This window comes from Aeromonas sp. ZOR0001, from assembly GCF_000801015.1.
Lineage (GTDB): Bacteria > Pseudomonadota > Gammaproteobacteria > Enterobacterales > Aeromonadaceae > Aeromonas > Aeromonas veronii.
This window is the reverse complement of sequence record NZ_JRJY01000104.1, coordinates 1-6,443: the sequence shown is the minus strand read 5'-3', so window position 1 is coordinate 6,443 and position 6,443 is coordinate 1. Positions and strand designations below refer to the sequence as shown.

Here is a 6,443-nt window from a genome sequence, read left to right as displayed (position 1 = left end):
GCCGCTGCCGCAGTTGCTGCCCACCGGCCCGATGCGCCGCTCCGAAATCCACCTGAGCCGCCAGATCTTCAACGGCCTGACCCGGCGAAATGAGGAAAATGGGGAAATCGAAGGGGATCTCGCCCACCACTGGGAGTGTCTGGGCCCCTGCCACTGGCGTTTCTACCTGCGCCCGGCGGTGCGCTTTCACCACGGCCGCGAGCTGGTGGTGGAAGATGTGATGGAGAGTCTGCTGGCCCTGCGGGATCGCCCGCTGTTCGCCCATCTGGATCGGCTGGAGAGCCCCTGGCCGCGTACGCTGGATCTCTATCTCGACAGCCCGGATCCCTGGCTGCCCCACCTGCTGGCCGAGCCGGTGGCGACCATTTTGCCACGGGAGCTCAAGGGGGAGGCGGGCTTTGCCCTGCAACCTGTGGGCACCGGCCCTTACCGGGTGGCCGCCAACGATCCCCTGCATCTTTGCCTTGCGGCGTTTGACGACTACTTCGGCCTGCGGGCCCTGCTCGACGAGATCGATATCTGGATGCTGCCGGAGCTGGCGGAGCGACTGGAGACCCACCTGCAGCTGGGGCGCGACAGCCCTGAGCTCGGTACCATGCGCGGCGAGTCGGAGTTGGAGTCGGGCTGCTACTTCCTGCTGCAGGACGATCGTTCCGGATCCTTGCAAGATCCCTCCCTGCGGCAATGGCTCGGCCAACTGCTCAATCCGGTGGCTCTGATGGGGCGGGTCGCCCCCGAGTTGCAACGGGGCTGGACCAGCGCCCTCGGCCTGCTGCCCCACTGGCGCGAAGCGCTGCCCGCGCCCTTGCCCACACCGGCGCAGTTGCCGACGACTCTAGTGCTCGCTTGTTTCAACCAGCATCTGGAGTTCAACGAGTGTGCCAACGCCATGAGCAGCCTGCTGGCCGAACAGGGGATCAGGCTCGAGGTGCGCACCCTCGATTACGGTCGCTGGGTGAGTGGCGAGGATGAAGACGTGGATCTCTGGCTCGGCACCCTCAACCTCGAGCATGCCGGCCCCTTTGCCCCCTACGCCTGGTTGCAGGGCACCCCGTTGCTGCGCAAGGTGTGGAGCTGTCAGCATGAGTTGTGGCAAGGGTTGATGCAGTGGCGGGCCAGCGGTGAGGAGCCTGGCCCCCGCGCCCTGCTGGCAACTGTGCAGCAGCAGAGCTGGTTTGTGCCGCTGTTTCACCACTGGCTGGAGCTGGAGAGCCGGGTCGGCGTGCACGGGGTGCGGATGACGGCGCTCGGCTGGTTCGATTTTCGCAGCGCCTGGTTGCGGCCCGAGCCGTTCCATCAGCCCGCAGAGGCGCCATAGTTCGTCCAATTTCTGTCGCGGCTGACGGGCGTTCCGTGGCCGCTTGCGTGAAAGATCCGTAAATCGGCCGCTGCTGCACAGTTTGTGTCACGCCTCTGTGCCATGCTGTTTCAGGTTATGGACAGCAGAGCAAATGAGGAAAACGATGAGCAACAATTCAGACGGTTCCGCAGGAAAATGCCCGGTCATGCACGGGGGAACCACCTCCGTCGAGACGTCCAGAATGGAGTGGTGGCCGAAGAGCCTCAACCTCGACATTCTTCACCAACACGATACCAAGACCAATCCGCTGGGGGCCGGTTTCAACTATCGGAAAGCCTTGAAGGGGCTCGATATGGCGGCCCTCAAGCAGGATGTGACCGCCCTGATGACCGACAGTCAGGATTGGTGGCCCGCCGACTGGGGTCACTACGGCGGCCTGATGATCCGCATGGCCTGGCACTCGGCCGGGACTTATCGCATCGCCGATGGTCGTGGCGGTGGCGGCAGTGGCAACCAGCGTTTTGCCCCCCTCAACTCCTGGCCGGATAACGCCAACCTCGACAAGGCCCGTCGCCTGCTGTGGCCCATCAAGAAGAAGTACGGCAACAAGATCAGCTGGGCCGACCTGATAATTCTGGCGGGCACTGTGGCCTATGAGTCCATGGGGCTCAAGACCTTCGGCTTCGCCTTTGGCCGCGAGGATATCTGGCATCCGGAGAAGGATATCTACTGGGGATCGGAGAAAGAGTGGCTGGCGCCCAGCGGCAAGCCGGGTGGTCGTTACTCCGGCGAGCGGGATCTGGAAAACCCGCTGGCGGCGGTGATGATGGGGCTTATCTACGTCAACCCGGAAGGGGTGGATGGCCAGCCCGATCCCCTGAAAACCGCGCAGGATATGCGAGTTACCTTCGCCCGCATGGCGATGGATGATGAAGAGACGGTAGCGCTGACCGCCGGTGGCCACACTGTCGGCAAGGCTCACGGCAACGGCGATGCCAAACAGCTTGGCCCCGAGCCGGAAGGGGCCAGCCTCGAGGAGCAGGGGCTCGGCTGGATCAATCACCACAGCCGCGGCATCGGCCGCAACACAGTGACCAGCGGCATCGAAGGGGCCTGGACCACCCACCCGACCCAATGGGACAACGGCTACTTCGATCTGCTGTTCAAGTACGACTGGTGGTTGCAGAAGTCACCGGCGGGGGCCCATCAGTGGGAACCGATCAATATCGCCGAAGAGGATATGCCGGTGGATGTGGAGGACCCGTCGATCCGCTGCAAACCCATGATGACGGATGCCGATATGGCGCTCAAATTCGACCCCGAGTATCGCAAGATTGCCGAGCGCTTCCGCGATGATCCGGCGGCCTTCTCCGACGCCTTTGCCCGCGCCTGGTTCAAGCTGACCCACAGGGATATGGGGCCGAAGAGCCGCTATGTCGGCCCCTATGTGCCGACAGAAGATCTGATCTGGCAGGATCCGGTGCCAGCCGGACGCGCCGATTATGACGTGGCGGCGGTGAAGGCCAGGATTGCCGCCAGCGGCCTCTCCATCAGCGAGCGGGTGAGTACCGCCTGGGACAGTGCCCGTACCTTCCGAGGCTCCGACAAGCGGGGCGGTGCCAACGGCGCCCGCATCCGGCTGGCGCCGCAGAAGGATTGGCCGGGCAACGAACCGGCGAAGTTGGCGAAGGTGCTGGCGGTTTATGACAAGCTGGCGGCCGAGTGTGGCGTCAGCGTCGCGGATCTCATCGTGCTGGGGGGCAACCTCGCCATCGAGCAGGCTGCCCAGGCCGCCGGAGTGACGGTGAGCGTGCCGTTTGCGCCGGGCCGGGGGGACGCCACTCAGGCTCAGACCGATGTGGCCTCGTTCGAGGTGCTGGAACCTCTGGCCGACGGCTTCCGCAACTGGCTGAAGCAGGACTATGTGGTGACGGCGGAGGAGCTGCTGCTGGATCGTGCCCAGCTGATGGGGCTTACCGCCTGCGAGATGACGGCGCTGGTGGGCGGGATGCGGGTGCTCGGCACCAACCACGGCGGTACCGGGCACGGGGTCTTTACCGATCGGGTCGGGGTGCTCAGCAACGACTTCTTCGTCAACCTGACCGACATGGGCTACCAGTGGCTGCCGAAAGCGAGCAATCTCTACGAGATCCGCGATCGCCGCAGCGGCGCCCTGAAATGGACGGCCACCCGGGTGGATCTGGTGTTCGGCTCCAACTCGGTGTTGCGCGCCTATGCCGAGGTCTATGCCCAGGATGACAACAAGGAGAAGTTTGTCTGTGACTTCATCACCGCCTGGAACAAGGTGATGAATGCGGATCGCTTCGATCTGTTGGGCTAGTCCCCGAGCCGTTTGGTTATCTGCACCAGCCCCGCACAGCCAAGATGTGCGGGGCTTTTTACTGCCCGCTTTTCTGTGCAGCCCTACAATCCGCCGCGCTGCGACACCCGCTGGCCGGTCGCGCAGGGCCGCTGGCATCCCTGTGCTTGGGCCAGCAGTATCATGTAACATGCTGATCCGCTGGTGATGCCCGGCGGCCACCCATTGGCCACTGATGTCCCATGAACGGACAAGGACAGAAACAAAGAGACAAGGAGTCAACCCATGCTGGAAATGCAGATCCAACCCCGCTTTCAGGAGACGGATGCCCTCGGCCATATCAACAATACGGTGCCGGCGGTCTGGTTCGAATCGGCGCGGGATCCCCTGTTCCGGATCTTCTCCCCCGATCTGGATGTGCATAACTGGCATCTAATCATCGCGGGCTATACGGTGCAGTTCAAACGGGAGCTGTTCTACGGCCAGCCGGTCACCATCAAGACTGGCGTGCGCCGCATCGGCACCAGTTCCTTTACGGTCTGGCAGGAGGCCTGGCAGGGCGGCGAACTGGCCGTCACCGCCGAAACGACCCTGATCCATTTTGACTACCGGGCCCGCCAATCCCTGCCCCTGAGTGATGCTCACCGGGAAGGGCTGCGGGCCTGGCTGACAGAGAGTTAACCACGGGCCGGATGGCCCATCACAGGAGTGCTATGTACAACTCAATGCGCAACACAGCGATCGCGCTGACCCTGGGATTCTGCTCCCTCCCTTCTCTGGCCGCTTCTCTCGCCGAGCAGTTTACCCTGATGGATAAGGGGGCCGAGAGCGCCCTCGATACCCGTCAATTCAGCCATGACGGCGTCGATATCAAGGCCTGGATCGATGGCGCCCCCGTCATCATCGCCGTGCCCATCATGAACGAGCTGGGCAAGCTGGAAGGGGAGAGCCGCTACTACTTCAAGGGCGGCAAGCTGTTCGGGGTCAAAGAGCCCGCGGCCCAGTTTGCCTTTGATGACAGCGGCAAGCTGATCCAGTGGCTGGACGAGAAGGGGCAGCCCGCCGAGTTCGTCAGCAAGATGAGCATGCAGCAGCGTCAGGAGTGGCTCACCAAGCGGGCTGCCGAGCTGAGCAAGCTGTTTGTGGTGAGCGCGGCCGAGCAGAAGGCGGCCAAGGGTGGCGTCAAGCTGAAGGGGGCGGATCTCGCTCACTGGCTCTGCAACGGCAAACTGATGGATCTCGCCCACGGCGACAAGGTGATCTTCGAGCAGGATAAGCTGAAGATTGGCGAGCAGGGGATCGAGGGAGAGGTCTCCCTGCGTCAGGATAAGGGGTGGCAGGAGCTGAGCCTCAAGTGCGAGGTGCAGGGCACTCAGGTAACCCGCCTCACCTGGCAGCCGCTGCCGGGTGCCAACAAGCCGCAATAAGCGCAATAGCAAGGGGGCCCATCACGGGCCCCCTTCTCATTCGGTGTGTGGCTCCCCCAGCTTGAGCCGGGTGAGCGCCTCGACCCGGCGCCACTGTCCGGGCTCGAACCAGCGTGCCAGCAGCTCCTGCTGCTGTTCGGCCCGGGCCTCGTTCGGCAGTTGTCTGAGCTCGGCCAGAAAGCCGCTGAGCTGCTCCTCGAACCCTTGCCGGTTCTGCTCCAGCTGGCGCATCCGATCCACCGCTTCCGGCCCCCCCGTCTCCAGCAGCAGAGCCTCCCGTTTGGCCGGGTCCATCTGCGCCAGCTCTTGCAACTCCTCAAGCAGGCGGCTGTTGGCCTCCGCCTCGCGAAACCAGCCCGGTTGCTCCGCCAGCCAGAGATCCAGCTCGCTGGCCAGCTGCGACTTGTCGCTGTCTCTTGCCTCCGCCAGCGCCCTGCGGCGCAGGGTCAGCTGCTCCATCAGTCGATCCTCGGCAAACAGCTGGGCCTGCTCGGCCGGGGTAAAGCTCTGCTGGCGCAGCTGCTCCCGCTCGTCAAACAGGATCTGCAGGCTGGCGAGGGAGATCTCGGTGGGCACCGTCAGGCTGCTCTGGGCGGAGACAAAGGTGCGATAGCGGGCCTGCAGGGCATCGGCGGCCTCCTGCTCGGGATCGTGCGGGTGGCTCTGTGCATGCTGGCTGGCTTGAGCGGGGGATGAGTCTGCCGTTGGTGCCGTGGGCCAGAGCAACACCCCGCCAAGCAGCAGGGTGATGGCGCAGGGCACGACGAGCAGGGTGGCGATCTTCATAGTCCCAGCTCCTTGAGACGGTTGGCATGCTGGCGATAGAGGGTGACCGGATCGGTCTCGAACAGATGATGGATGCCGAAGGACTGGTTCACTTCGTCCAGATGGTTCATCCGGTAGCCGGTGCCGATCACCTTGCCGAGGTGGCTGCTGCAGACCCCGACCAGTCCGTCATTGGGCTCCTTGAAGAAGGCACCGGTCAGCGCCAGCGCAGGATCCACCGGATCCAGCAGATTGGTCAGGTTGCCGCGCCCGCTCCAGGAGAAGTAGTAGACGCCGTTGCTGGCCTGCATCGGCCCCTCGCCGCAATAGCGGCTGGGCAGCCCCTCCGGGTAGCGCTGGTTGAACTGGCTGGCCCCCTTGCTGGTGAGGGCATCGAGGGCGGCGACCGGATCTTGCGGCAGTTGGCTCCCGCCCGAGAGCAGTGAAATCATGCCGGAGAGGGCGTGGGCCGCGGCGGCCGCCAGCTTCTCGGCGGCACTGCCGGGGGCGGCATTGGCCCGCACCAGATCGGCAATCTCGGAGCCGTAGTTGACGCCGCCGACGCTGGTGGCGGAGGCAACCAGCTCGGGGGCGACCGAGGCGACATAGCGGATGGGGGGGCCGCCGGGGG

Annotated in this window: 6 protein-coding genes; 4 read left to right on the top strand and 2 right to left on the bottom strand. The window is 64.3% G+C overall.

Going from position 1 to position 6,443, the window contains the following annotated elements; genetic code table 11:
• The 4 genes from L972_RS13410 to L972_RS13395 form a co-directional block, all read left to right on the top strand.
• Nucleotides 1–1,318: ABC transporter substrate-binding protein (locus L972_RS13410; RefSeq protein ID WP_047438813.1), on the top strand; the 1,318-nt coding region annotated here is incomplete at its 5' end.
• 145 nt (nt 1,319–1,463) lie between these two features.
• Nucleotides 1,464–3,641, top strand: coding sequence for a catalase/peroxidase HPI (gene katG / locus L972_RS13405; protein ID WP_047438795.1), 2,178 nt, complete (start codon nt 1,464–1,466; stop codon nt 3,639–3,641).
• Nucleotides 3,642–3,905: 264 nt separating this feature from the next.
• Complete coding sequence (locus L972_RS13400) at nt 3,906–4,301, top strand: acyl-CoA thioesterase (RefSeq protein WP_005336457.1); 396 nt, start codon at nt 3,906–3,908, stop codon at nt 4,299–4,301.
• A 44-nt stretch (nt 4,302–4,345) separates the two neighbouring features.
• Nucleotides 4,346–5,047, top strand: coding sequence for a hypothetical protein (locus L972_RS13395; protein WP_047438810.1), 702 nt, complete (start codon nt 4,346–4,348; stop codon nt 5,045–5,047).
• Between the two features lie 36 nt (nt 5,048–5,083).
• Here the strand turns inward: L972_RS13395 and L972_RS13390 are convergent, their stop codons facing one another.
• Both L972_RS13390 and L972_RS13385 read right to left on the bottom strand, forming a co-directional pair.
• Complete coding sequence (locus L972_RS13390) at nt 5,084–5,833, bottom strand: lipase secretion chaperone (protein ID WP_047438794.1); 750 nt, start codon at nt 5,831–5,833, stop codon at nt 5,084–5,086.
• Nucleotides 5,830–6,443, bottom strand: a 614-nt coding sequence (locus tag L972_RS13385) for a triacylglycerol lipase (RefSeq protein WP_047438792.1), incomplete at its 5' end; no start/stop codon positions are given. The genes L972_RS13385 and L972_RS13390, both read right to left, overlap by 4 nt.